Raw genomic sequence first — 24675 nt, 5'->3', positions numbered from 1 at the left:
CCCGCCGTCGCGGGACGCAGATCACACCCCGGTCTTCAGGCTCTCTTCCAGATAGATCTCACGCAGACGGACGGCCACCGGGCCCACCGTCCCCGACCCCACCGCGGCGCCGTCGATCGACACCACCGGCATGACAAACGCCGAGGCAGAGGTGACGAACGCCTCGTCCGCGCCCTGCGCCTCCTCGATGGTGAAGGCCCGTTCCTCGACCTTCATCTGCGCCTCGCGGGCGAACCGCAGCACCGCCGCGCGGGTGATCCCGTGCAGGATGTCGTGGCTCAGCTCTCGGGTGACGATGGTGTTGCCCTTGACGATATAGGCGTTGTTCGAGGTCCCCTCGGTCACCCGCCCGTCCTCGACCATCCAGGCGTCATCCGCGCCGCGGGCCTTCGCCTCCATCTTGGCCATCGACGGGTACAGCAGCTGCACCGTCTTGATGTCACGCCGGCCCCAGCGCAGGTCATCGACGCTGACGACCTTCCACCCGGTCTTGGCCGCCGGCGCATCGGCCAGTCCCGGCTTGGACTGGGTGAACATCACCACCGTCGGCACCGTGTCCGCGGGCGGATAGGCGAAATCGCGGTCGCCCGGATTGCCGCGGGTGACCTGCAGGTAGACCAGACCGTCGGTGATGTCGTTGCGCGCCAGCAATTCGCGATGCGCGGCCAGATAGTCGTCGTCCGACAGCGGGTTGGCGATGGCCAGCTCCGACAGCGACCGCTTCAGCCGCACCATGTGCCCCTCGAAATCGATCAGCTTGCCGCCCAGGACGCTGACCACCTCATAGACGCCGTCGGCCATCAGGAAGCCCCGGTCAAAGACCGACACCATGGCCTGATCCTCGGGGGTGTAATCGCCATTCACATAGACCGTCCGCGTCATCGCTGCCTCCGTGCCGTCGCGTGTTCGGGCCCGGTCCTGCGCCCAAAGCCCCGCTGCGTCAAGAACCGCGCCCGTTGCCGCATTGCGGAAATAGGGCTTGCTGCGACCGCAGCGCAACATTATTACCGACCGCAGGCCCGAATCTTGTCGAACTGGACCCTGCCATGAGCTTTCGCCAACAGCCCCTGCCCCCCGCGCGTCTGAACCGCTGTCAGCTGTTCGGACCCGGGTCGCGCCCGGCGCTGTTTGCCAAGATGGCCGCGTCGGCCGCCGACGTGATCAACCTGGACCTGGAGGATTCGGTCGCACCGAACGACAAGGATCAGGCCCGCGCCAACATCATCGCGGCGATCAACGACGTCGACTGGGGCACCAAGACGCTGTCGGTGCGCATCAACGGGCTGGACACGCCGTGGTGGTATCGCGACGTGGTCGACCTGCTGGAGCAGGCGGGCGACCGGCTGGACCAGATCATGATCCCCAAGGCAGGCTGCGCCGCCGACATCTATGCCGTCGACGCGCTGGTCACCGCCGTCGAGCGCGCCAAGGGCCGCACGAAACCCATCGCCTTCGAGGTGATCATCGAATCCGCCGCCGGCATCTGCCATGTCGAGGAGATCGCGGCCGCCTCCCCGCGCCTGCAGGCGATCAGCCTGGGCGCGGCGGATTTCGCGGCGTCCATGGGCATGGCCACCACCGGCATCGGCGGCACGCAGGAGAATTACTACATGATCCGCGAGGGCCAGAAATACTGGCCCGATCCCTGGCACTGGGCGCAGACCGCCATCGTCGCCGCCTGTCGCACGCACGGCCTGCTGCCCGTCGACGGCCCGTTCGGCGATTTCAGCGACCCCGAGGGGTTCCGCGCCCAGGCGATGCGCAGCGCGACCCTGGGCATGGTCGGCAAATGGGCCATCCATCCCAGCCAGATCGCCCTGGCCAACGAGGTGTTCTCGCCCAGCGAGGCCGCCGTCACCGAGGCGCGCGAGATCCTCGCCGCGATGGAACAGGCCAAGCGCGACGGCGCGGGCGCCACCGTCTACAAGGGCCGCCTGGTTGACATCGCGTCGATCAAGCAGGCCGAGGTCACCCTGCGCCAGTCCGACCTGATCGGCGCCTGAAGGAACCCCCGCAGCCCGGACCAGTGGAGGGGGACAGGCTGCACACAGAGGGAGGACCGGCCCCGCGAGCAATCGCGGGGCCGGTTTTCATGGCGATATCTGCTGGCGGCACGCCGATGGTTGCGGGATGGTCACCCCCAGCCACGCGGGCGCGCGCCACCGCGTTTTGATCCGGCACTGGGGGCTGACATGAATTGGATCGATGCTGTGGATCTGTCCCGCACGACGGAGATCGAGCGCAGCCGCGAAAAGGTGCTGCTCGTTGTGCTGGGTGCAGGCGTGGCTATGATCGTGGCAGTCGCGCTGATCGCCAAGGGGCCGCAGGAGGTCGGGTGGGAAACCTATCTGCTGGGCGGGTGGATGGTGGCTCTGGCGGTTCCGTTGGGGGTGGCACTCGTCGGCAGGCGGCTCATCCGGAATGGATGGACGCCGATGCGACTGTCGCCCACCGGCTTGACCTGGCTGGACTTTTCACGGGACGAGATTCCTTGGCTCGCGGTCCGGGACGTTTTCTTGCGACGGACACGGGCCGGCGCCGTGGTGATCATCCGGCTGGACCCCGATTTGGCCACTGGCCTGTCGGTCAGCAGGTGGCAACGCCGGACCTGGGCCTTGGGGCCACAGGCGCGGCGGCACGAAATTCACATCGCAAACGTCCTGGACATCACGATGGAGGACTTGGCCGATCTGATCCGCCGCTATGCGCGGGGGCATGGCGGGGCGCAGTGACCGGCACCGTCCCTTAGGCACGCCGCAATTTCCGGAACGCGGCGGAGGCGCCCCAGCCGGCAATCACCGCCACCGCCAGCGACATCAGCCCGTAGAGCAGCGGTTGGTCGAACGCCAGGCGGTACAGCCAGCGTTCCAGGCCGACCTTGCGGACCTCGATCGCGGCGCCATAGGCGTCGATCACCGCCCCCTCGCGCAACAGGAAGATGCGGGCGCGATAGTCGCCCTCGATCAGGTTGGCGGGCAGGCGGATGTCGGTGCGGAACAGCGTGTCCTCGACCAGGGTGACGGCGCCCTCCTCCAGCCGGTAATGGCCGTTCTGCTGACGCAGGCGGATCAGGGCCTGGGTATAGGGCAGCGTATCCTCGACCTCGGGGGCGCCGGCGAAGGCACGCAGGACCAGGGGCAGAGAGATGCGATAGCGGTTGTCCCAGTCGGGTGCCAGGATGTCGGCCAGGGGCCGGGTCGTGGCGACCGCATAAAAGCTGGGGGCGGCCCCCACATCCACCCGTTCGGTGTTGACCCAGATGCCGAAGCGGCGGGCCTTCTGCCAGATGGTCAGGGGCTGGGACGGGGCCTCGATCGTCACGATCACGTCCAGCGGGCCGTCGGGGATCGGCGTCTCTCGCCGGACCGCGCCATAGATCAGGATGTCGCTGCCATCAAAGCTGGTGGTGATGGCCACGGCGCTGTTCGACAGGCCCGCCACGACCTGTTCGGGGGCCTGATCGGTGTCGGCAACCGGATCGCCGCGCGGCGTCACCGGGTCGGGAAACAGCGGCCAGACCTGCGGCGCCTCGACCTGGGGGATCAGGCCCGCATCCGGATCGGCGGGCATCGTCGATCCCGCCCCCTGCGCCAGCAGCGCGCCGGGCATCAGCGCCAGCATCAATGCCAGGACGACCGCGCGCATCATTGCCCCCGCGTGGTGATGACGAACAGATCGTCGGGTGTCAGGAACAGGTCCAGCGCCAGCTTGATGCAGACCGCCAGCACCAGCAGCGCGAGCAGGATCCGCAGCTGTTCGGCCCGCAGGCGCGCGCCCAGCGTGGTGCCGATCTGCGCGCCGATGACGCCCCCCACGATCAGCAGCACCGCCAGCATCACGTCGACCGTGTTGTAGCTGACCGCGTGCATCAGCGTGGTGAAGGCCGTCACGAAGGTGATCTGGAACAGAGAGGTGCCGACCACGACCTTGGTGGGCATGCCCAGCAGATAGATCATCGCGGGCACCATGATGAAGCCGCCGCCGACGCCCATGATCGCGGCCAGGATGCCGACCGCGACCCCGACGATCAAGGGCGGGATCACGCTGATGTACAGGCCCGAGGCGCGGAACTTGACCTTCAGGGGCCAGCGGTGGACCCACATGTGCTGATGCAGGCGCCGCCGCCCGGTGGGGTTTCGCGCACGCAGCAGGGCGCGCAGGCTTTCCTGCAGCATCATCGCGCCGATCAGGCCCAGAAAGACGACATAGCACAGCTGAACGACCAGCTCGACCTGGCCCAGCTGCTGCAGGATGTTGAAGACCAGCACCCCCAGCCCGGACCCGACCATGCCGCCCGCCAGCAGCACGCCCCCCATGCGGAAATCGACGGTCTTGCGTTTCATGTGCGCCAGCACGCCCGACACGGACGATGCGACCACCTGGTTCGCGCCCGTCGCCACCGCGATGGCCGGGGGGATGCCGATGAAGAACAGCAGCGGCGTGATCAGGAATCCCCCGCCCACGCCGAACAGGCCGGACATGACGCCGACAAGCCCACCCAGCCCCATCAGGGTGAAGGCGTTGACCGAGACCTCGGCGATGGGAAGATAGATCTGCATCGCATCCCGGCCCGTTGCGCGTCGGCCCACGATGCAACGCGACGCGCCCAAGGTCAAACCGCTTCGGCCCCTGCGGCGCAGGAACGGGTTGAAGCACAAAGCCGCCGCCGCTAAGCAGATCGTGTCACATCCGCGTGCGCAGGGGGCGCGGGCAGCCGGCACAGGGGACAGGATGCGCATTCTCATCACCAATGACGACGGGATCAACGCCCCGGGCCTCGAGGTGCTGCACCAGATCGCCACCGACCTGGCCGGCCCGCATGGCGAGGTCTGGACCGTCGCGCCCGCGTTCGAGCAGTCGGGCGTGGGTCATTGCATCAGCTATACCCACCCCACCATGGTCGCGCGCCTGTCCGAGCGTCGCTATGCCGCCGAGGGCAGCCCGGCCGATTGCGTGCTGGCGGCGTTGGGCGACATCGTGGGCGCGGCCCCCGACCTGGTGCTGTCGGGCGTGAACCGCGGCAACAATGCCGGAGAGAATGCCATGTATTCGGGCACCATCGGCGGTGCGATGGAGGCGGCGCTGCAGGGTCTGCCCGCGATCGCGCTGTCGCAATACCTGGGGCCGCGGACCGCGGAGCTGGCCGATCCGTTCGAGGGGGCGCGCACCCATGGCGCGGCCGTCATCCGTCGCCTGCTGGATCACGGCGACTGGTCGACGGATGCCGATTTCCGGCTGTTCTACAACGTGAACTTTCCGCCCGTCCCCGCCGCCGAGGTGCAGGGCCTGCGCGTCGTGCCGCAGGGCCAGCGCCAGGGATCGCGGTTCGCGGCCCAGCCCTACAGCGCGCCGAACGGGCGGCGGTTCATGTGGATCGCGGGCGGATCGCAGCAGGCCCCGGCCCGCGACGCACCGATGTCGCCGCCAACATGGAGGGGTTCGTGTCGGTCACGCCGATGCGGGCGGACCTGACGTGTCACGCCTCGCTGGACCGGCTGGCGGCGGCGCTGGACGATCCGCTGGCGCGGGCCGCCGAATGAGCGACGAGGACGACGACGCCGAGCGCAAGATGCGGTTCGTCTTTCAACTGCGGTCCCGCGGGGTGACCGATCCGCGGGTGATGGCCGCGATGGAGGGGATCGACCGCGGCCTGTTCGTGCGCGGCCAGTTCGCAGACCGCGCCTATGAGGACACGCCCCTGCCCATCCCCTGCGGCCAGACGATCAGCCAGCCGTCGGTCGTGGGGCTGATGACGCAGGCGCTGGATGTCGGGCCACGCGACACCGTGCTGGAGGTGGGCACCGGGTCGGGATACCAAGCCGCGGTCCTGTCGGGGCTGTGCCGGCGTGTCTATACCGTCGACCGCCACCGCCGCCTGGTGCAGGAGGCCGAGGCGATCTTTCGCGACCTGGGGCTGCACAACATCATCGCGCAGGTGGCCGACGGATCGCGCGGGTTGCCCGACCAGGCGCCGTTTGACCGCATACTTGTGACCGCCGCGGCCGAGGATCCGCCCGGCCCGCTGTTGGCACAGCTGAAGATCGGCGGTATCATGGTGGTGCCTGTCGGACAGTCGGACGCGGTCCAGACCCTGATCCGCGTGACGCGGACCCAAGGGGGGTTCGATTACGACGAGTTGCGGCAGGTGCGGTTCGTTCCGCTGGTCGAGGGGTTGGGCCAGACATGACCCCCGGCCACCATCAGGCAGGCCGAGGACAGGACCATGAACACACGTGATTTTCAGGCAGGCTGCGCGATGCTGGGCCTGCTGGCGCTGACGGCCTGCGGGTCGGACGGCAGCTTTGACCCGGACCTGCGCGGTCTGATCGGGGGCATGGACACGGCGGCCGCGGCCGCGACGGCAGCGCCCCGCCCCGAACCCGACGCCCGCGGCGTCATCAGCTTTTCCAGCGGCCAGGTCGCGGTGGCGCAGACCGGCGACACGCCCGCCACGATCGCCGCCCGGCTGGGACTGGATGCGGCGGCTTTGGCCGCGCACAACGCCCTGCCCGCCGATGCGCCGATGCAGGCGGGGGCGGTGCTGGTCCTGCCGACGCAGGTCGCCGCCGGCGCACCCGCCGGGGGCGGGACGGCGATCGTGACCGATCCCTTTGCCGACAGCACCCCGGCCAGCCCGACGGCGGCGCGCGCCACCCCGGCCCCTGCGGCAGGGGGCAACCCCCGCGAACATGTCGTCGCCGCCGGAGAGACGGCCTGGGCCGTCGCCCGCCGCTATGGCGTCAGCGTGCAGGACCTGGCCAGCTGGAACGGTCTGCCTTCGGACATGAGCCTGCGGACGGGCCAGCGCCTGCTGGTGCCGCAGCCCGGCGAAACGCCCGACAGGCTGGCCACCACCGCCCCCGGCGCGGGCAGCCCGACGCCGACGCCGCCCTCGGCCACTCAGCCTTTGCCCGACGAGGAGACGCCCGCGGCCGGCGCCCCCGCCCCCGACACGCCCCAGACCGATCTGGGGTCGACGCGGACCCCGGCATCGGGCGGCGGTCAGTTCCGCATGCCGGTCGAGGGGTCGATCATCCGGGTCTATGAAAAGGGCCGGAACGACGGCATCGACATCGCGGCATCGGGCGGCGCGCCCGTCACCGCGGCCGGCAGCGGCCAGGTGGCCGCGATCACCCGTGACAGCGCCGGCACGCCGATCATCGTGGTCCGCCACGAGGGCGACCTGATGAGCGTCTATACCAACCTGGGCGATGTCGCCGTCGCCAAGGGCGACAGCGTCAGCGCGGGACAATCCCTGGGTCAGGCGGGCGACGCGGGCTTTGTCCATTTCGAGATCCGCCGCGGGTTCGAAAGCGTCGACCCCGAGCGATACCTGAACTGATCCCCGCAAGGGGATCAGAGATGGGTCAGCCGGTCATCCAGTGCCGAGGCGATCTCGCGCCGGACCACGGCGCGCAGGTTGCCCGAGAACCGGGCGCCCATCTCTCCCTCCAACTCCTCTCGGATCATCTCCTGCAGGTGGGCGCGCATGGTCTTGTCGTCCATCATCTGGGCGACCGTCTGCGCGACGATCTGCGCGACCGGCAGGTGCGGCGCCGGGGCGTCTGCCTGCGGGCGGTCGGGACCGTCGCCGGCAGGGGCGTGACCCTGCGACAGGCCGGCGATGTCGCTGGCCACCGACCCTCGGACGGGCACTGCGGCAGCCACGGGTTCAGACGCTGATGCCTGAACGGGCATCGCGGGTGGCAGCAGGCGCCACAGCAGCCAGTCGCCCCAAGCCGAAAACAGCCGCGCAATGCGGGATCGGGGCGCCGGGGGCGCCTGCAGGACGGGGGCCGACACCACGGGTGCCGGAGCGTCCTGCTGCAGGGCGTCGGCGATGGGCGAGTCCTCGACAGCAACGGGCATTGCCAGGGCGGTGGCGGTCCTGCCGCGGCCCTTGGTGGCGGCGCGGCGGGCGCGGGCCGGGGGCACGCCGTCATCGGGCAACTCGACCACAGTTCGGCGCAGATGTGGCGCCAGCTGGATGACCGAGGCCGTGCTGCCCGCCAGCATCCCGCGCGGTGTCGGGTCCTGGCACAGCCGCTTCAGCATCGTGCGCGCGTCGCTGTGGATGACCGGCTGGCCGTCGATCATGTGGCGGATGCTCTGCATCTCGGCGCGGATGCGGGCGATTTCCTGGGCGGCCTGCCCAATCGGCTGATCCTGGGTCAGGATGGGCAGGGTGACCACCTGCGCGGGCTGTGCCGCGGCGACCTTGCGGGTCCGCGGACGGGCCGGGTCGGCCACGCCCTTGGCGCGGGTTGCCTTCGCGCGCGCCGGCTTGGCGTCGGGCTCGGCCTTGGCGCTGCGGCGGCGGGGCGTCTTGGGCGCCGCATCGGCCTTGGCGGTCTTGCGCCGGGGCGCGGGGGTGTCGGATGCCGGATCCTCGGCGGGGGTCAGACGGCGCGCCTCAGTCATGGCGCACCGCCGGTGCCGGATCAGTTCCGGCCGATGGCTCGCAGCACGCGATCCAGCTTTCGCCCTGCTTGCTGGTCGCGGGCGCGTCCCGCACAGCGTTGTAATATTGCGATGGGTCATAGGTGGGTATCCCCAGTTGCAGGTTTTCTACCGTCAACAGACCCATAGCAGCCAGAAGTTGATAATGAGCTAACTGCAGATTCGATTCCGCCGAAATCCGGTCGGCCCGCGCCTGCAGCAGCGATTGTTCGGCATCCAGCACGTCCAGCGTGGTCCGCGCCCCCAGCAGCGCCTCCTCGCGCACGCCGTCATAGGCCTGCTGCGCGGCAGAGATCTGCTGGTCGATGGCGGTGATCTGCGCGCGGGCCACGGCGATGTTGGCCCAGGTCTCTCCGACCTGCTGGCTGATCTGGCGCGCGGTGTTCAGCAGCGCCGAGCGCGCCTGATCGCGTTCCGCCATCGCGCGGCGATGTCCGGCGGACAGGCGGCCCCCGGAGTACAGCGTCTGGCTGAGTTCCAGCCCCACCGATGAGGAATTGCGGCTGCCATAGCCGCCGCCGAGGCTGGATTCGGGGCTGCGGGTGACGCCGACATTCGCCGTGCCGGACAGAGTCGGGTTGCGTTCGGCGGCGGCTGCGGCCACGCCGATCTCGGCCGCGGCGGCCTGGCGCTGCGACTGGCCGATGGCGGGATGGGTGCGCTGCGCGATCTGGCGCGCCTCGTCGAGCGTGGCGGGCAGGTTGGGCAGCGGCGGCGGCGCGTCCAGGCGGGCGGGCTGGCGGCCGGTCACGGCCAGATAGGCCTCGCGCGCGATCTCCAGCTGGCCGTTGGCGGTGGCCAGCGCGGCACGGGTCGCGGCCAGCTGCGCATCGGCCAGCGCCACGTCGGTCACGGTGATCTCGCCCACGTCGAATCGGTCCTGGGCGGCCTGGCGTTCGCTGGACAGCACGTCGACCGAGTTCTCCTGCAACCCGACCTGCTGGATCGCCTCGCGCACGTCGAAATAGGCGACGGTCGCGGCCAGCAGGATGTCCTGTTCGACGCCCACCAGCGCCTGGCGCGTGGCCAGCACCTGTTCCTTGGCGCCGTCGATGGCCAGCTGCGAGCGTCCGAAATCATAGAGCGTCAGCTGCGCCCCGATCGACAGCGAGGTCGAGCGTACGGTCGTGCCCCCCTCGGCGCGCGATGCGGACTGGCGCGCGACCCATTCCACGACCGGGCGCAGCGCCGCGACGGATGCCGCGACATCTTCGTCCGCGGCGCGCAGGACGGCGCGGTTCTGTTCGATCAGCGCAGAGTGGCGATAGGCCGCGACCATGGTGTCGGCCAGCGATTCGGCGCGGGCGGGCAAGGCCGCGGCCAGGGCCAGCAGCGCACCGCCGGCAATCCGCGCCAGCGCGCTCAAAGCACGAACCCGCGCTGCAGGCCGAAGCCCGGAAGCATCGGCGCCTTGGCGTTGAACGAATAGCGCCAGCTGAGCTGACCGTTCTGACGGGTGCCGATCCGGGCCACGCCCAGCGCGCCTTCGGTGAACAGGGCGGCGATGCGGCCACCCTCTCGCAGCTGCGCGACGATGGCGGCGGGAATATCCTGGACCGCACCCTCGATCAGGATCACGTCATAGGGGCCCTGCTTGGGCGCGCCTTCGGTCAGAGGGGCGTGCAGGACGGCGACGTTGTCGATGCCCGCCTGCGACAGCCGCTGTTCGGCCTCGGTTGCCAGTTCGGCGTCATCCTCGATCGCCACGACCGCCTCGGCCATGCGGGCCATCACGGCGGCGGAATAGCCATATCCGCAGGCCAGATCCAAGACCAGCTCGTCGGGCTGGATGTCCAGACCGTCGACCATCTTGGCCAGCGTGCGCGGTTCCAGCAGGACGCGGCCGTGGCCGATGTCCAGATTCTCTCCGGAATAGGCGACAGAGCGGCGGTTGGCGGGGACGAATTCCTCGCGCGGGATGGTCAGCATCGCGTCGATCACCGGGAACTTGGTGACGTCACTGGGGCGCACCTGCGTGTCCACCATCGTCGTGCGGCGCGCGGCGAAATCGCTCATGTCGGGGAACCTCTGCTGGACCTGTTCGGGCGACTATTGCCATGTTTCCCCGGCTTGGGCAACGCACGACATCGGGGCCGCGCTTCGCGTCTTGCAAGGGTCGCGGCAATCCGCTAGGACACGGCCACTCTCGACGGCGGCGGGTTGGCGGAGAGGTTACGCACCGGATTGCAAATCCGTGAAGACCGGTTCGATTCCGGTACCCGCCTCCACCTCATCCTGCCCGAGGGGACCATCCTGCATGATCTATGACGCCACGACCCGCATCGCCGAGGCCGCGCTGTGCCTGCGCGCGCGGTTGGGCGGGTCGCGGGCGCTGCGCGAGCGGCTGGTGTGCACGGGCGCGCCCGGCCCCGCCGCGATCTGGATCCATGCCGCATCTGTCGGAGAGCTGACCTCGGCCCGCGTCGTGATCGAGGCGCTGGCGGCGCGCCACCCCCTGACGATCACCACCAACAGCGAGACGGGCCGCGCGCTGGCGCAGGACTGGGGCCTGCCCGCGCGGCTGGCGCCTTTGGACCTGCCCGGTGCGCTGGCGCGGTTCCTGGACGCAGCCCGTCCCCGCTTGGCCATCACCGTCGAGGGCGAATTCTGGCCGCTGCGATCGCGCCTGATGTCGGAACGCGGCATTCGCCAGGCGATGATCGGGGCGCGCATGTCGGAACGGTCCGCCGGCACATGGGCGCGGTTTCCGCGCATCATCGGCCCGATGCTGGGGCGCGTGGCGGCCCTGTCGGCGCAGGATCAGGGCAGCGAGGCGCGCCTGCTGAACCTGGGCCTGCCGCACCGCGCGCTGCTGCCGCGGCTGGACCTGAAGCTGCTGGCGCCCGCCGCCCGGCCCGCCCCGCCCGACAGCGCGGCACGCGACAGGGTGATCCTGGCGGCATCGACGCATGAGGGCGAGGATGCGCCGGTCCTGGACGCCTTTGTGGCGCTGCGCGACACGCGGCCAGACCTGCGGCTGATCCTGGCGCCGCGCCATCCCGACCGGGGCGACGCCATCGCGGCGCTGATCGCGGCGCGCGGCTTGGCCTTCGCGCGGCGCAGCGCGGGGGCGGACGACGCGCCGCAGGGCGGGATCCTGCTGGCCGACACGTTGGGAGAGATGGCGCGCTGGTACGACCGCGCCGGGATCTGCATCATCGGCGGCAGCCTGCAGGACCACGGCGGCCACACCCCGTGGGAGCCCGCCGCCCATGGCTGCGCGCTGATCCACGGCCCCCATGTCGGCAATTTCGTCGAGGCGTTCGACGCGCTGGACGGGCATGGCGCGGCACGCCCGGCCGGCGATCTGGACGTCACGCTGGCGCGACTGGCCGACGCGCCGGAGGAGGCCCGCGCGATGGGCCGGGCGGCGCGGGCCGTGCTGGAGGCGCGGGCGGGCGATCCGGCGGCGCTGATCGCGCGGCTGGACGATCTTGCGCGGGCCCCCGGCGGACCCGATATAGGGATCATCTGACAGGAGTTGTTGCGATGATCCGCTATGCCTTGCGCTGCGACCAGGGCCATGATTTCGACGGCTGGTTCCGGTCCTCGGACGGGTTCGAGGCGATGCGCGATGCGGGTCAGGTCGGCTGCGCGGTGTGCGGCGCGACCAAGGTCGACAGGGCCCTGATGGCCCCCGCCATCAGCGACAAGGCCCTGACCGCGCCGCGCAACCCCGCCGAGGCCGCCCTGCAGGCGCTGCGCCGCAAGATCGAGACCAGCTCCGACTATGTCGGCCTGTCCTTTGCCGAGGAGGCCCGCGCCATGCACGAGGCACCCGGCCCGCCCGCGCCATCCATGGCGAGGCCCGCCCCGAGGATGCCCGCAAGCTGATCGAGGACGGCGTTCCCGTGGCCCCCCTGCCCTTCGTCCCGCGGTCCAAGGCGAACTAGCGCCGCCCCTTGCGGTTCGCGCGCCCCGCCCCTAAAAGCCCCGCCGACGCACATCCTTTGGCTGGAGGCCCTTGATGCCGCTTCTGGTAATGAAATTCGGCGGCACTTCGGTGGCCGATCTGGACCGGATCAGGAACGCCGCCCGAAAGGTGCAGCGCGAGGTCGAGCGCGGCTATGACGTGATCGTCATCGTCAGCGCCATGTCCGGCAAGACGAACGAACTGGTCGGATGGGTCGAACAAACCTCTCCGCTGTTCGACGCCCGCGAATACGACGCGGTGGTCAGTTCCGGAGAGAACGTGACCGCGGGCCTGATGTCCCTGACCCTGCAGGAGATGGGCGTGCCCGCACGCAGCTGGCAGGGCTGGCAGGTGCCGATCAACACGACCGCCGCCTATTCGGCCGCGCGTTTCGTGGACATCCCGCGCAAGAACCTGGACCAGAAGTTCGCCGAAGGGTTCAAGGTCGCGGTGGTGGCGGGGTTCCAGGGCGTGTCGCCCGAGGGCCGCATCACCACGCTCGGCCGCGGCGGGTCGGACACGACCGCGGTGGCATTCGCCGCCGCCTTCGACGCCGAACGCTGCGACATCTATACCGACGTGGACGGGGTCTATACCACCGATCCGCGCATCACCTCGCGCGCGCGCAAGCTGCCACGCATCGCCTTCGAGGAGATGCTGGAGCTGGCATCCCTTGGCGCCAAGGTGCTGCAGACGCGGTCGGTCGAGCTTGCGATGCGATACAAGGTGCGCCTGCGGGTGCTATCCTCGTTCGAGGATACCGACGAAAATTCCGGCACGCTGATCTGCGATGAGGATGAAATCATGGAATCGAAAGTCGTCAACGGTGTCGCCTCGTCGCGCGACGAGGCCAAGATCACCCTGGTCACGGTCGAGGACCGTCCCGGCATCTCGGCCGCGATCTTCGCGCCGCTGGCCGATGCGGGCGTGAACGTCGACATGATCGTTCAGAACATCTCGGAAAAGGACTATGACGATCACCCGGGTTCGGTGACCGACATGACCTTTTCCGTGCCGATCAACCAGGTCGAGCGCGCCAAGCGCGCGATGGAGGAGGCCCGCCAGGCCGGCCACATCGCCTATGACGAACTGGTCGTCGACACCGAGGTCGCCAAGGTGTCCGTCGTGGGCATCGGCATGCGCAGCCATGCAGGCGTCGCCGCCCGCATGTTCAAGGCGCTGGCCGATGAAAACGTCAACATCAAGGTGATCTCGACCAGCGAGATCAAGATTTCGGTGCTGATCGATCGGAAATACATGGAACTGGCGGTGCAGGCACTGCATGATGCCTTCGAACTGGAGAAGGCATAACGCCCTCCGGTTGGTTCCCCGGTCGGGGACACGCGTAACGGCAGAAGGCGGGGCAGGCGATGCAGGATCGCACCGACAGCGACTCTCGCAAGCTGCTGAGGCGGCTCAAGGAAATCCTTGCCGCGGCGGGCGGTGGGCAGGATCGGCTTGACCAGATCACCCACACATCGCCGATTCGATGGGGACCGAGGTCTGCTCGATCTATCTGTTCCGCGACGCCGACACGCTGGAACTGTGCGCGACCGAAGGCTTGCGCCCCGAGGCCGTCCACCAGACCCGCCTGCGCCTTGGCGAGGGTCTGGTCGGCCGCGTGGCCCGCACCGGCCGCAACGTGAACACCGCCAACGCCCCCGCCCAGCCCGGCTTCCGGTTCATGCCCGAGACCGGCGAGGAGGTCTTCCCCGCCTTCCTCGGCGTGCCGATCCAGCGGGTCGGCGAGCGGCTTGGCGTGCTGGTCGTGCAATGCGCGACCGCCCGGCAGTTCTCCGAGGACGAGGTCTATGGCCTGGAGGTCGTGGCCATGGTCCTGGCCGAGATGACCGAACTGGGCGCGTTCCAGGGCAGCCAGTCCGACAGCCTGCCGCTGGCGCACCGCTTTCCGCTGCTGGTGCGCGGCGCCACCGGGCAGGAGGGCGTGGCCGAGGGCCGCGTCTGGCTGCACGAGGCCCGCGTGGTCATCGCAAACCCGGTGGGCGACGACCCCGACAAGGAGCTGGCCCGCCTGCACGAGGGCGTGGAAACCCTGCGCGAGACCGTCGACAAGATGCTGGGTGCGGTCGACATGGGCGGCGACAGCGACCATGCCGCGGTCCTGGAAACCTATCGGATGTTCGCCCATTCGCGCAGCTGGCTAAAGCGCATGGAGGAGGACATCCGCCTTGGCCTGTCCGCCGAGGCCGCGGTCGAAAAGGAACAGTCCGGCGCCCGCGCCCGGCTGGAGATGGCCGCCGATCCCTATCTGCGCGACCGCCTGCACGATCTGGACGACCTGTCGAACCGCCTGCTGCGCATCCTGACCGGACAGGGCAACGACACCGGCGCGGAAATGCCCGAACGCCCGATCCTGGTCGCCCGCAACATCGGCCCGGCCGAGCTGCTGGAATACGGCCGCCGCCTGAAGGGCGTCGTGCTGGAGGAGGGATCGGTCGGCAGCCACGCCGCCATCGTCGCCCGCGCGCTGGCCATTCCGCTGGTCATCCACGCCACCCGCATCACCACCGAGGCGCTGAACGGCGATCCGATCCTGGTCGATGGCGACCAGGGCGTCGTCCACCTGCGCCCCGAGGAGACCGTCCACAAGGCCTTCATGGACAAGATTGCCATGCAGGCCGAGGCGCAGGACCGCTATGCCGACCTGCGCGACCAGCCCGCCATGGGCACCTGCGGCACCACGATCCAGATGTACATGAACGCGGGCCTGATGGCCGACCTGCCCTCCCTCGAGGGGTCGGGCGCCGAAGGCGTTGGCCTGTTCCGGACCGAGCTGCAGTTCCTGGTCCGCAGCCACGTTCCCCGGCGCGCGGAACTGGCGGGGCTGTATGCCCGCGTCATGGACAACGCGCAGGGCAAGCCGGTGATGTTCCGCACGCTGGACATCGGGTCGGACAAGGTGCTGCCCTACATGAAGCCGCAGGACGAGCCCAACCCCGCGATGGGCTGGCGCGCGATCCGCGTGGGCCTGGACAAGCGCGGCGTCCTGCGCATGCAGCTGCAGGCGCTGATCCGGGCCAGCGTGGGCCGGCCCCTGCACGTCATGTTCCCGTTCATCGCGGACATCACCGAATACGAGGCCGCGCACCGCATCCTGATGCAGGAGATGGCGCGCGAACAGCGGCTTGGCCATTCGATGCCCAGCGACATCCGCGTCGGCGCCATGCTGGAGACGCCGTCGCTGGCCTTCGCGCCCAAGCGATTCTTCGAGATGTGCGACTTCATCTCGATCGGCGGCAACGACCTGAAACAGTTCTTTTTTGCCGCAGACCGGGAAAACGAGCGGGTGCGCCGCCGCTATGACACCTTGAACGTGTCGTTCCTGGCGATGCTGCGCCAGATCATCGCGCGCTGCGAGGATGCCCGCGTGCCGCTGTCCTTCTGCGGCGAGGATGCGGGCCGCCCGGTCGAGGCGCTGGTCTTTGCCGCCCTGGGCATCCGGCGCCTGTCGATGCGTCCGGCATCGATCGGACCGGTCAAGCACCTGATCCGCCGCGTCAGCATCACCGAGCTGGCCCGCGTCATCGACGAGGCCGAGGCCGAGGGTCTGACCAGCGTGCGCGGCCCGGTGACGGCATGGCTGGCGCGACAATGAACCGATCAGGCCGATTCCTGCTTGCCCGATGGGCCCATATCGGCCGATAAGCGAGCAAACCGCCAGGCACGCTTGCTGCACTGCGGCATGCCGCCTATATTCCCTTATCCTTGTCGAGACATCCCCGGATATGAAGCGTCGTCAATTTCTCAATGCTGCCACCGCCCTGGCTGCCGGCGGTTCGCTGATGGCGGTGCCGGCACAGGCACAGTCCCCCGCCCCGGCCGAAGGCGTGGACCCCGCGGCCTTCGGGCCCCCTGCCCCGCAACCGTTCGACTTCGAACAGGTCGCGACCCTGGCGCAGGAACGGTCCGCGCGCCTTTATGTTCAGCCGGTCGCCGAACTGGTCGGCAGCTTTGCCAACCTGGACTATGACCAGTATCGCGGCATCCGCTTTCGCCGCGACCGCGACCCGCTGGCGGGCAACCCGAATTTCCGCGTCGACCTGCTGTCGCCCGGTTCGATCTTCTACGAGCCGGTGCAGATCAACCTGGTCCGCGACGGGATCACCCGGCCGATCCCGTTCGACCCGGCGCTGCTGGAGTTCGACGAGCGGTATTTCCCGAACGGCCCCGACCTCAACACGATCGGCGACATGGGCTGGTCCGGCTTCCGCATGCGCACGCCGCTGAACCGTCCCGGCGTCATGGACGAATTCATCGTCTTTCAGGGCGCCAGCTATTTCCGCGCCGTGGCGCGCGGCACGCTGTACGGCCTGTCGGCCCGCGGTCTTGCCATCAAGACCGGCAGCCCCGACGGCGAGGAATTCCCGCTGTTCACCGATTTCTGGATCGTCGAGCCCAAGCCCGGCGCCGAAAGCGTGCGGATCTATGCGATCCTGGACAGCAAGTCGGTCGCGGCGGCGTTCCAGTTCGACGTGACGCCCGGCGCCGTGACGATGGTGCGGACCCGTGTCGCGCTGTTCCCCCGCGTGGACCTCAGGGAAACCGGTCTGGCGCCGCTGACGTCGATGTTCTGGTTCAGCCCGGCAAGCCGCCGGGTCGTCGACGACTATCGCCCCGCCTGCCACGACAGCGACGGGTTGCAGATGCAGACCGGCGCGGGCCAGTCGCTGTGGCGCGGGCTGATGTCGCCGCGCAATCTGCAGATCAGCAGCTTTGTCGACACCGATCCGCGCGGCTTTGGTCTGGTCCAGCGGCCCCGCGACTTCGAGACCTATCAGGACGCCGAGGCGATGTATCATCTGCGTCCGTCCGCGTGGATCGAGCCCGAGGGCGAGTGGGGCGAAGGCGAGGTTCGCCTGATCGAGATCCCGGTCGAGAACGAGTTCAACGACAACATCGTCAGCTATTGGCTGCCCGCAGGGACCATCCCCGGCGGAGAGCGGACCGAGTTCCGCTATCGCCTCAGCTTTGCCGGGCTGCCGCCCAGCAACCTGCCGCTGGCCAAGGTCCGGCAGGTGCGGTCCGGCCGGTCGGTCAACGTGGAAACCACGCGCAGCTATATCATCGATTTCGACCTTGGGATGTTCCGCGAGACGCTGCCCAACTATCAGGTCAGCGCGTCCGAGGGCCGGATCGTGCATGCCTATCTGAAACCGCTGCCCGAACAGGGCGTCCTGCGGCTGGCCTTCGAGTTCGAGCCGGGGCGCACGCAGCTGTCCGAGCTCAGCGCGCTTTTGACCGATCCCGAAGGCCTCGCCCTCAGCGAGACCTGGCTGACGCGCTGGACGGCATGACCATGGACCATGACATGACGACGGCCGGTCGTTCCGACGCGCCGGCCATTTCGCCCGTGGTTCCGCCGCGGGCGCCGCTAACGATGCCCGTGCAGGATTTCGCCCGCCATCCGCAGGCCGGACCGGCGCGGCGCATGAACAGCCTGCGCGTCTGGCTGGCGCGGGTGATCGCCTTTGGCGGCACCGCGGTTCTTGCCGTCGTGGGCTTCTGGCAGATGCTGGCGGCCTTTGGCGCGGACCCCACGCCGATGCAGATCGCACTGCTGGTGCTGTTCGTGCCGACCTTTGCCTGGGTGGGCTTTTCGTTCTGCGGCACGCTGGCCGGGTTTCTGGCCCCGCGCCTGACCACGCCCGATGGCCCGAACGACGCCCGCGTCGTCGTCGTCATGCCGATCTATCACGAGGATGTCGCCACCAGCACCGGCCTGCTTGTCGCCCTTGCGCGCGAGCTGGAGGCCGAGGGCATGGCCGACCGGACCGAGATCTTCATCCTGTCCGACACCCGCGACCCGGCCATCGCCGTGAACGAGACGCTGGTGATCGACCGTGCCCGCGCCCTGTCGCCGCTGCCGATGTGGTACCGCCGCCGACTGACCAACGACGACCGCAAGTCGGGGAACCTGGCCGAATTCGTGCGCAACTGGGGCGGACGCTACGACCAGATGGTCGTGCTGGACGCCGACAGCGTCATGTCGGGCGCCACGATCCGCGCCCTGTCCGCGCGCATGGCCGCCGACCCGCAGGCCGGCCTGATCCAGACCATGCCCATGCTGGTCGGCGGAGAGACGATCTTTGCCCGCCTGACCCAGTTCGCGGGCCGCGTCTATGGCCCGATGATCGCCCGCGGCGTGGCCGCGTGGTCGGGCGATACCGGCAACTATTGGGGCCACAACGCGATCATCCGCGTGACGGCCTTTGCCGAGCCTGCGGCCTGCCCCGCCTGCCCGGCAAGCCGCCCTTCGGCGGCACCATCCTCAGCCACGATTTCGTCGAGGCGGCGGCACTGTGCCGCGCCGGATGGGCCGTGCGCCTGGATCACGACCTGCGCGGCAGCTTTGAGGGGTGCCCGCCGACCCTGCTGGACATGGCGGTGCGCGAACGTCGTTGGGCGCAGGGCAACCTGCAGCATTCGCGTCTGCTGGGCATCCGCGGCCTGCGCGGCGTCAGCAGGGCGCACATGATCATCGGCATCATGGGCTTTCTGATGAGCCCGCTGTGGCTGGCCCTGATCCTGGTGGGTCTGGTCCTGTCGGCGACGGTGCTGCTGTCCACGCCCGAATATTTCCCGAACGCCTATCAGCTGTTCCCGGAATGGCCGGTCTTCGACAGCCGCCGGATGCTGTGGCTGTTCGCGATCGCCATGGGCCTGCTGCTGCTGCCCAAGTTCATCGCGACCTTCCGGGCCTGGGCGCGTCCCCTGGCGCGCAATTCCGGCGGCCGCGTACGCATCTTTGCCAGCGCCATCTTCGAGACGATCCTGTCGGCGCTGATCGCGCCCGTGCAGATGCTGGTCCAGACCCGCCAGATCTTCGAGATCCTGTCGGGCCGCGACAGCGGCTGGAACGCGCAGACCCGCGCCGGGTCGATGCCGTCCTGGACCGTCGTGCTGCGCCATCACTGGGCGCATGTCGCCCTGGGCCTAGGCACGCTGATCGTGCTGGCGACGTTTTCGCCGGCACAGCTGATCTGGCTGTCGCCGATCCTGGCGGGCCTGATCCTGTCGCCGCTGACATCCCGCCTGTCGGCCAGCCCGGTCTTTGGCCGTTGGGCGCGGCTGCGCGGCCTGCTGGTCACCCCCGAAGAGCGCGATCCCCCCGCGATCCTGACCGAGGCCGCGGCCATCTCCCGCACCCTGCCCCAGCCCCTGGCCGGACGCGACGGCCTGCTGCGCCTTGGCGGCGAGGCGGACCTGCTGGCGCGCCATGTCGGCATGCTGGCCCCCTGCCCGACGATCTGCCCCGCGCGGTCCGGCTGGCCCGGATCACCGCCGGCGCCAAGATCGACCATGCCCCCGATCAGATCGCGGCCTTGGACGATCTGGACCGGGCCGAGACCGACGCGATGCTTCTCGACCCCGCCCTGCTGACCCGGTGGAGCCGGTTGCCCGCATGAATCGTCTGATAGCGCTGGATATGCTGCGCGGCTATGCGCTGGTCAGCATCATGATCAACCACATGCCGATCTCGGTCCTGCGGGGCACGACGCTGCCCAACTTCTCGATCTTCGACGCGTCCGAGATGTTCGTGCTGCTGTCGGGCTTCCTGGTGGGCATCGTCTGGCGCTCGATCGAGGCCCGCGAGGGGCGCCGCATGGCGCAGCGCCGTTTCGCCCGCCGCGCGTTCGAGGTCTGGCGTGCCATGCTGATCGGCGCGGTGCTGATGGCGCTGCTGTCGGCGGCCCTGCTGGCGCTGGACCGGCCGCACACGGCGATCTGGAACCAGTATGCGATCTGGATCCTGGATAACCCCATCGGCTTCGTCGGCACCGTCGCCACCTTCTGGGTACAGCCCAACATCATCGACGTGCTGGCCGTCTACGTGATCCTGATCACGCTGTCGCTGGTCGTGGTGCCGCTGATGCTGCGCTGGCCGCTTGTGGTCGTTCTGGGGTCGGTCCTGCTGTGGTGGCACGCGCCGGAACTGAACGCGATGATCCCCAACCACCGGACCGAGAACGGCTTCCTGTTCAACCCGTTCGGCTGGCAGATGCTGTTCTATACCGGCACGGCCCTGGGCCTCTTCCGCCAGCAGATCATGGCCGCGCTGTGGCCATGGCGGCATCTGCTGACGGTGCTGGCAATCGGGATGTTCGCCTTTGGCAGCGCCATCGTGATCGGGGCCCGTATCGGGGAACCCGCGCTGGAATTCCGCCAGGCGCTGATGCGCGTCTATGGCACGATCGACAAATGGAGCCTGGACGGCACCCGGTATCTGGCGATCGTTGCCGCCGCCTGGCTGGTCGCGGTGCCCTTGGCGAGGCCGATGGAGTGGCTGGCGGCCACCCGCCCCGGCGTCGCGCTGCAACAGATCGGCAAGGGCGGGCTGTTCGCCTTCGTGGCCTGCGTGCTGCTGTCGGTGCTGGGCGATGCGTTCCAGATGACCCCCGCGGATCAGCCCATGTGGCGTCGCCTGGCGGTCGATCTGTGGGCCTGCGTGGCGCTGTGGTGGGTTTCGGCCCTGTGGCTGGAGCATGGCGCCCCGTGGCAGCGCGCCCGCAAGGCGCGCAAAGCCTGACCGGAACAAAGAGAGGCCGCCCAGAACGGGCGGCCTTCTTCCTGTCGCGACGGTGTGGCTCAGCCGACCAGCGCGCAGGCGTTGCGCTGATGGCGTTCGGCCATCTTGCGCACCAACCTGTTCTGCGGAAGGTCGCGTGCGGGAAGGGTCGCTCGACCCGCATCGACCAGGTCCGGGAACAGGGTCAGCAATTCTTCGCGGGCGGCGGGACCGACCATGCGCAGGGCCTGCACGCCGGTATACAGCGATTCGGTATCCGCGCCGTTGGACCGGATGACCTCGTGCCGGTCGAACATGATGTGGAAATACTCGACCTCCGTCAGGTCCGTGGCCAGTTCAAACCCGTCCAGCGACAGCAGCTGCTTGGCCGCGACCAGCACCTCGAAGGTGCCGAACATGCGCTGCGCGATCCGCGACCGCACCAGCACCCGGTGCTGAGGCGACACGATCAGATCCTGGGACGGCGAATCGACCCCGAGGGCTCCGGCCTTGATGCGGATCGGCATCAGGCGCGGCTTGCGGGCCAGGACCTCGCCCGACAGGCGCTGAGAGCCCATCCAGCGCAGCGGCTGCGCCCCGCTGTCGCGTGTCATCACCAGATCGCCCGGACGCAGGTCCTGGACAGCGACCGGCCCATCCGGCGTGTCGATCATCGTGCCGCGGGCAAAGCACACGACCTCGAAGTCGCCTTCCGGCAGGACCAGCGTGCCTTCGCCGTCGATGGTCGTCGTGATAACAGCCGTATCTAGAACCTGTTGGGTCAGAGTTGTCAGGTCGGGAATGATAATCCCAAGAGCCCCAGTCGGATCGAGCGCGTCGAGCGTATCCGCCAACTCGGATAGCGGCACTGTTTGAGTTATTGTGCCAGCTAGTGGCAACTTGAGTTGAATCGTGACGGACAAACGGTCGGCAGTCAGCGGCTGCTCCGTGATGAAGTAGACGTTTCCACCCTCGTCACGAAAATAATCGAGATCGACTGGATTTACCTGCAGCCGTAGCCCAGTGGCCAAGCTACCACCGCCGGGATTCCCAATGCTCACGGCGGCTGTCGAGAGCGTACCGGAACCAAGATAGGTACCCGGTAGCGGCTCTTCGTCGATCACGGGGGTCAGGAATTCGCCCGCAGCCACTGTCTCTGGCCCGGTATCGTCATCCTGCACGCGATAGCCGTCAAAGGACTGGCCGGGGCCAAAGTTGTTCAGAACCGAGGTGGGCGGCAGCGTCACCACCGGATTGTCGATCGTTCCGGTGATCAGGGTGCCTTCAAGTTGAGTCAGGACGGGCATAGGCGTCTCCTTGGAAAGGGGCAGCAGGGGTCCGTCCCCGCAGAGCATCTCTGGGGGCAAATCAGGTCGGTCGATGGTCGCCGGGGAGCCCGAGGGCACCCCTCAAGGATCAGGGAAGGGTCGGCCTGTACGGGCACGGGGGATGACGTCGAATGCCGTGCAGCATGGTCAGGCCTCTCTCCGTTCGGGGGCGCATGCGCAAAATACTGCATGACCCAGATGCAAGACCGCGGTGACGGCCCTGTTAACCTTCATTACCATCATATGTACGCGTGTTCGCATGACGAAGTAAGAACCGAACTGTACGGTTCCTCCTGCGAATGCCTGCAAACCCCTGTCCTGGCTGGAAACGGCAGGCCGGATCCGGTGCGGGAGGGTGTCGTGACAGGGCCATGCCCCGCCGCTGAAACAGGCCTGAAAAGTACCGAAATGTTTAGATAAAGTTAACGCGGTCGGCGCGGATCGCTCGCAGGCTGCAATCAATTTCACCTAAGCATCTTTGGGTTGTATTCCCGCCTTCCGCTAGAGCTCAAGGCGACATCACATCTCCGTGATAGCCCGTTCCACTTGCAGAAATGGATGAGGCGCCCGTCATGGCAGACCACGAAAATCCAGAGAAGTGCAGATTCGCCGACGGATTTGCCGCTGCCGTGCTGGACCTCCAAGCACACACCGCATCTAGCACCACAGATTTTTGCCTCGTTCGTCGCGCAATATTGCCGCGTTTGGCCACTTATACGGGCCAGTTGGAGCAGATTGAGTGGCGCGTGGCGCGATTGGCGAGATGCTTACGCCAGCCCCATGCGTGGGATTCACAACAGAGACGAATGGCTCACAGGTGCAAAGCACTGTGTTATGCTCATTATATAGACAACCGCCTTGAGCGAAGAACACATGCCAAAGACCCTTTTTCCCTCTTATGACATGGCGCCCAACGCCGACAGCCTGACCGAGACGATCACAAAATCCAGGATCGGGCAAAGCGCGAAGGCTTCATCTCAGATGGCAAGGACAGCAAATCAATAATGGAAGCCGAATGGGGAGAGCCGACCTCGGCTCCAGACTATTGAGTTTCGGAGCCAGAAGAAGACTGTTGCGGCGAGGGCTATAGCGGAGAAGAAAGTCTTCGGGCATCGGTCAATATCGGGTGGCAACCCGTCGCCAGTCTTTAAGGCGGCCGAACATGATCTCGGTGTGGTTGCGGCGCTTGTAGTGCCTCTTGTCGTAATTCACCGCACTCTTGCGGGACCTCCGCCTCGGGATGCAGACCTTTATCCCCTTGTCTTTCAACGCGTCCCTGAAGCAGTCAGCGTCATAGCCCCTGTCGGGAGCCACCACCCTGCCTTCGGCAGGCTGCTCAGCAGAGCCGCAGCGCCGGTGTCCTCGCTGACACGTCCAGCGGACATGGAGAACCCGGTCGGCCGCCCCTTCGCGTCCGCGATGGCGTGCGACTTGGTGTTCATGCCACCCTTGGTACGCCCGATCTGGCGTCCGCGCGCCCCTTTTTGACCCGCAGGCTTGGACCTGTCGCGGTTTGGTGCCGCTCCTTTGACAGCATAATTTGGAGCAAAGGAGATGAACTATGGGCACGGCCAGAACGGGTGAATTTCGAAGGGATGCGGTGCGGATCGCCCTGACCAGCGGGCTCTCACGCAGACAGATCGCCGATGATCTTGGGATCGGGATGTCGACGCCGAACAAGTGGATCACCACGCACGGTGACACAGATGTGGTGTCGAACGAGTATCGCGAACTTGCGCTTGAGAACGACCGGCTTCGGCGTGAGAAACGCATACTTCGCGAGGAGAGGGACATCCTGGAAAAAGCCACCCAGTTCGTCGCGAGCCGAAAGCCGTGAGGTTCCGGTTCGTTGAAGAACAGTGCGGTGCTTTCCCGATCGACCGGCTGTGTCGGGTGATGAATGTCGGCCGCGGGTTGAGGGCTTTCCGCAGTCGCCCTGCCAGCCGCAGGCAGCACATGGACATCGTGGTTCTGGCGCACATCAAGGAGCAGTCGCGACTGAGCCTGGGTAGCTACGGCCGCCCCAGGATGACAGAAGAACTGAAGGAAGTCGGCGTCGATGTCGGGCACCGCAGGGTCGGGCGACTGATGCGCGAGAACGGGATCGTCGTTGAAGGAAGGAGGAAATTCAAAGCGACCACTGACAGCGACCACACGTTCGACATCGCGCCGAACTCGAACTCCGGCCGATCAGACGGCCCCTCCGGTCGCCTAGCCGCCGCTTTTCGACCGCAGCCTGGTCGCCGTGCGGTGCGCCTTGAGAGGGGTCGCATCAATCATCGCCGTCTTCGGGACGGCGGCCTCCGCGGCCGGCCGAGCCATCGTCCGGGCGAAGACTCTCCGTTCAGGCTGCACGCGGACCAATGGCGTTTGCCACTCATCTCCACCGGACCCACCGAATATAGAGGGTTTTGACAGGGCCATAGTCCTTTGGCGCATCGCGCCAC

The 24675-nt window shown here is 68.0% G+C and carries 16 protein-coding genes, 1 tRNA gene and 7 pseudogenes; 15 read left to right on the top strand and 9 right to left on the bottom strand.

The window, feature by feature from the left end:
• Nucleotides 1-21 precede the first annotated feature (21 nt).
• Nucleotides 22-882 (bottom strand): D-amino-acid transaminase, encoded by an 861-nt coding sequence (locus TY51_RS18380; protein ID WP_042252461.1) that lies wholly within the window; start codon nucleotides 880-882, stop codon nucleotides 22-24.
• A gap of 164 nt (nucleotides 883-1046) precedes the next feature.
• On the opposite strand from TY51_RS18380, the gene TY51_RS18375 reads away from it, so the two are divergent.
• Together TY51_RS18375 and TY51_RS18370 are read left to right on the top strand one after the other, a co-directional pair.
• Complete coding sequence (locus tag TY51_RS18375; protein ID WP_042252449.1) at nucleotides 1047-2003, top strand: L-malyl-CoA/beta-methylmalyl-CoA lyase; 957 nt, start codon at nucleotides 1047-1049, stop codon at nucleotides 2001-2003.
• Nucleotides 2004-2192: 189 nt separating this feature from the next.
• Entirely contained in the window at nucleotides 2193-2732 is a 540-nt protein-coding gene (locus TY51_RS18370; RefSeq protein WP_042252447.1) for a hypothetical protein, read from the top strand.
• Between the two features lie 13 nt (nucleotides 2733-2745).
• On the opposite strand, the gene TY51_RS18365 is transcribed toward TY51_RS18370, so the two are convergent.
• Complete coding sequence (locus TY51_RS18365; RefSeq protein WP_231559141.1) at nucleotides 2746-3648, bottom strand: TIGR02186 family protein; 903 nt, start codon at nucleotides 3646-3648, stop codon at nucleotides 2746-2748.
• Nucleotides 3645-4559 (bottom strand): sulfite exporter TauE/SafE family protein, encoded by a 915-nt coding sequence (locus TY51_RS18360; RefSeq protein ID WP_042252444.1) that lies wholly within the window; start codon nucleotides 4557-4559, stop codon nucleotides 3645-3647. The genes TY51_RS18365 and TY51_RS18360 overlap by 4 nt, the downstream gene beginning before the upstream one ends.
• Before the next feature lie 172 nt (nucleotides 4560-4731).
• On the opposite strand from TY51_RS18360, the pseudogene surE reads away from it, so the two are divergent.
• The 3 genes and pseudogenes from surE to TY51_RS18345 all read left to right on the top strand — a co-directional run bounded on the left by surE (nucleotide 4732) and on the right by TY51_RS18345 (nucleotide 7342).
• Nucleotides 4732-5540, top strand: a pseudogene (gene surE / locus TY51_RS18355) (5'/3'-nucleotidase SurE).
• Nucleotides 5537-6187 carry a protein-L-isoaspartate(D-aspartate) O-methyltransferase gene (locus TY51_RS18350; protein WP_042252442.1) on the top strand — a complete coding sequence of 217 codons (651 nt, stop codon included), beginning with the start codon at nucleotides 5537-5539 and terminating at the stop codon, nucleotides 6185-6187. Before surE ends, TY51_RS18350 begins: the two are co-directional and overlap by 4 nt.
• A 36-nt stretch (nucleotides 6188-6223) precedes the next feature.
• Complete coding sequence (locus TY51_RS18345) at nucleotides 6224-7342, top strand: M23 family metallopeptidase (RefSeq protein ID WP_081995258.1); 1119 nt, start codon at nucleotides 6224-6226, stop codon at nucleotides 7340-7342.
• Between the two features lie 14 nt (nucleotides 7343-7356).
• On the opposite strand, the gene TY51_RS18340 is transcribed toward TY51_RS18345, so the two are convergent.
• The 3 genes from TY51_RS18340 to TY51_RS18330 are packed head-to-tail and all read right to left on the bottom strand — an operon-like array spanning nucleotide 7357 to nucleotide 10476.
• Nucleotides 7357-8421 carry a hypothetical protein gene (locus tag TY51_RS18340; protein ID WP_042252439.1) on the bottom strand — a complete coding sequence of 355 codons (1065 nt, stop codon included), beginning with the start codon at nucleotides 8419-8421 and terminating at the stop codon, nucleotides 7357-7359.
• Entirely contained in the window at nucleotides 8414-9826 is a 1413-nt protein-coding gene (locus tag TY51_RS18335) for a TolC family outer membrane protein (RefSeq protein ID WP_307538051.1), read from the bottom strand. The genes TY51_RS18340 and TY51_RS18335 overlap by 8 nt, the downstream gene beginning before the upstream one ends.
• Nucleotides 9823-10476, bottom strand: coding sequence for a protein-L-isoaspartate O-methyltransferase (locus TY51_RS18330; protein ID WP_042252437.1), 654 nt, complete (start codon nucleotides 10474-10476; stop codon nucleotides 9823-9825). The genes TY51_RS18335 and TY51_RS18330 overlap by 4 nt, the downstream gene beginning before the upstream one ends.
• 138 nt (nucleotides 10477-10614) lie before the next feature.
• Here TY51_RS18330 and TY51_RS18325 point away from each other — a divergent pair.
• The 9 genes and pseudogenes from TY51_RS18325 to opgC all read left to right on the top strand — a co-directional run bounded on the left by TY51_RS18325 (nucleotide 10615) and on the right by opgC (nucleotide 20921).
• A tRNA-Cys gene (locus TY51_RS18325) sits at nucleotides 10615-10688 on the top strand.
• Nucleotides 10689-10717: 29 nt separating this feature from the next.
• On the top strand, nucleotides 10718-11935 hold the full coding sequence (locus TY51_RS18320; RefSeq protein WP_042252434.1) for a 3-deoxy-D-manno-octulosonic acid transferase: 1218 nt from the start codon (nucleotides 10718-10720) through the stop codon (nucleotides 11933-11935).
• A gap of 14 nt (nucleotides 11936-11949) precedes the next feature.
• Nucleotides 11950-12353 (top strand): annotated as a pseudogene (locus TY51_RS18315) (DUF1178 family protein).
• A 74-nt stretch (nucleotides 12354-12427) separates the two neighbouring features.
• Nucleotides 12428-13684 carry an aspartate kinase gene (locus TY51_RS18310; protein WP_042252432.1) on the top strand — a complete coding sequence of 419 codons (1257 nt, stop codon included), beginning with the start codon at nucleotides 12428-12430 and terminating at the stop codon, nucleotides 13682-13684.
• Between the two features lie 59 nt (nucleotides 13685-13743).
• Nucleotides 13744-15989, top strand: a pseudogene (gene ptsP, locus TY51_RS18305) (phosphoenolpyruvate--protein phosphotransferase).
• A 187-nt stretch (nucleotides 15990-16176) separates the two neighbouring features.
• Nucleotides 16177-17688, top strand: a complete 1512-nt coding sequence (locus TY51_RS18300; protein WP_231559140.1) for a glucan biosynthesis protein — start codon at nucleotides 16177-16179, stop codon at nucleotides 17686-17688.
• A pseudogene (locus tag TY51_RS23750) lies at nucleotides 17685-18587 on the top strand (glucans biosynthesis glucosyltransferase MdoH); the annotation flags it as partial. The gene TY51_RS18300 and the pseudogene TY51_RS23750, both read left to right, overlap by 4 nt.
• A gap of 125 nt (nucleotides 18588-18712) precedes the next feature.
• On the top strand, nucleotides 18713-19774 hold the full coding sequence (locus tag TY51_RS23745; RefSeq protein WP_231559139.1) for a hypothetical protein: 1062 nt from the start codon (nucleotides 18713-18715) through the stop codon (nucleotides 19772-19774).
• Nucleotides 19775-19796: 22 nt separating this feature from the next.
• A complete protein-coding gene (gene opgC, locus TY51_RS18290) occupies nucleotides 19797-20921 on the top strand; it encodes an OpgC domain-containing protein (RefSeq protein WP_042252426.1) in 1125 nt (374 codons plus the stop codon).
• Nucleotides 20922-20980: 59 nt separating this feature from the next.
• Here the strand turns inward: opgC and TY51_RS22280 are convergent, their stop codons facing one another.
• Entirely contained in the window at nucleotides 20981-22207 is a 1227-nt protein-coding gene (locus TY51_RS22280) for a Hint domain-containing protein (protein WP_042252424.1), read from the bottom strand.
• A gap of 1019 nt (nucleotides 22208-23226) precedes the next feature.
• Nucleotides 23227-23712: pseudogene (locus TY51_RS18280) on the bottom strand (IS5 family transposase); the annotation flags it as partial.
• Between the two features lie 77 nt (nucleotides 23713-23789).
• On the opposite strand from TY51_RS18280, the pseudogene TY51_RS21435 reads away from it, so the two are divergent.
• A pseudogene (locus TY51_RS21435) lies at nucleotides 23790-24403 on the top strand (IS3 family transposase); the annotation flags it as partial.
• A 39-nt stretch (nucleotides 24404-24442) separates the two neighbouring features.
• Here TY51_RS21435 and TY51_RS22275 read toward each other — a convergent pair.
• A pseudogene (locus TY51_RS22275) lies at nucleotides 24443-24675 on the bottom strand (hypothetical protein); the annotation flags it as partial.

The sequence above is a fragment of the Paracoccus sp. PAMC 22219 genome (assembly GCF_000787695.1).
In the GTDB taxonomy this organism is placed as follows: Bacteria; Pseudomonadota; Alphaproteobacteria; order Rhodobacterales; family Rhodobacteraceae; genus Paracoccus.
This window is presented reverse-complemented; position numbering and strand designations above follow the sequence as displayed.

What these genes read in the sequence shown, in the direction of transcription:
- TY51_RS18330 (WP_042252437.1), bottom strand. Translation starts at nt 10,476, where the DNA reads ATGAGCGATTTCGCCGCGCGCCGCACGACGATGGTGGACACGCAGGTG.
- TY51_RS18300 (WP_231559140.1), top strand. Translation starts at nt 16,177, where the DNA reads ATGGCGGTGCCGGCACAGGCACAGTCCCCCGCCCCGGCCGAAGGCGTG.
- TY51_RS18375 (WP_042252449.1), top strand. Translation starts at nt 1,047, where the DNA reads ATGAGCTTTCGCCAACAGCCCCTGCCCCCCGCGCGTCTGAACCGCTGT.
- TY51_RS18310 (WP_042252432.1), top strand. Translation starts at nt 12,428, where the DNA reads ATGCCGCTTCTGGTAATGAAATTCGGCGGCACTTCGGTGGCCGATCTG.
- TY51_RS18380 (WP_042252461.1), bottom strand. Translation starts at nt 882, where the DNA reads ATGACGCGGACGGTCTATGTGAATGGCGATTACACCCCCGAGGATCAG.
- TY51_RS18340 (WP_042252439.1), bottom strand. Translation starts at nt 8,421, where the DNA reads ATGACTGAGGCGCGCCGTCTGACCCCCGCCGAGGATCCGGCATCCGAC.
- TY51_RS18365 (WP_231559141.1), bottom strand. Translation starts at nt 3,648, where the DNA reads ATGATGCGCGCGGTCGTCCTGGCATTGATGCTGGCGCTGATGCCCGGC.
- TY51_RS18345 (WP_081995258.1), top strand. Translation starts at nt 6,224, where the DNA reads ATGAACACACGTGATTTTCAGGCAGGCTGCGCGATGCTGGGCCTGCTG.
- TY51_RS18360 (WP_042252444.1), bottom strand. Translation starts at nt 4,559, where the DNA reads ATGCAGATCTATCTTCCCATCGCCGAGGTCTCGGTCAACGCCTTCACC.
- TY51_RS18370 (WP_042252447.1), top strand. Translation starts at nt 2,193, where the DNA reads ATGAATTGGATCGATGCTGTGGATCTGTCCCGCACGACGGAGATCGAG.
- TY51_RS18350 (WP_042252442.1), top strand. Translation starts at nt 5,537, where the DNA reads ATGAGCGACGAGGACGACGACGCCGAGCGCAAGATGCGGTTCGTCTTT.
- TY51_RS18320 (WP_042252434.1), top strand. Translation starts at nt 10,718, where the DNA reads ATGATCTATGACGCCACGACCCGCATCGCCGAGGCCGCGCTGTGCCTG.
- TY51_RS22280 (WP_042252424.1), bottom strand. Translation starts at nt 22,207, where the DNA reads ATGCCCGTCCTGACTCAACTTGAAGGCACCCTGATCACCGGAACGATC.
- opgC (WP_042252426.1), top strand. Translation starts at nt 19,797, where the DNA reads ATGAATCGTCTGATAGCGCTGGATATGCTGCGCGGCTATGCGCTGGTC.